The sequence below is a fragment of the Paraburkholderia sp. BR10954 genome (assembly GCF_040965775.1).
GTDB lineage: Bacteria > Pseudomonadota > Gammaproteobacteria > Burkholderiales > Burkholderiaceae > Paraburkholderia > Paraburkholderia youngii.
In genome coordinates, this window is sequence record NZ_JBFRCK010000371.1 from 1 (window position 1) to 211 (window position 211).

The 211-nt window shown below is 62.1% G+C and carries 1 protein-coding gene; it reads right to left on the reverse strand.

The window, feature by feature from the left end; genetic code table 11:
- The coding region (locus AB4Y34_RS42600; RefSeq protein WP_176370253.1) for an AMP-binding protein at positions 1-211 on the reverse strand (211 nt) is incomplete at both ends.

Here is a 211-nt window from a genome sequence, read left to right on the forward strand (position 1 = left end):
GCGACGAGTTGATGGGCAAGCCGGTTGGCGCGCGCATTGAGTTGTGCATAGCTGAGTTGCTCGCCTTCGTGAACGATGGCCACGGCTTCGGGCGTTCGCTTGGTTTGCTCTTCGAACAACTGGTGGATGCACGCCTGATCGGGATAGGGCGCCTCGGTTGCGTTCCAGGTCTGCAGCAGCAGCTCCCGCTCCGCTTTGGGCACCACCTCCA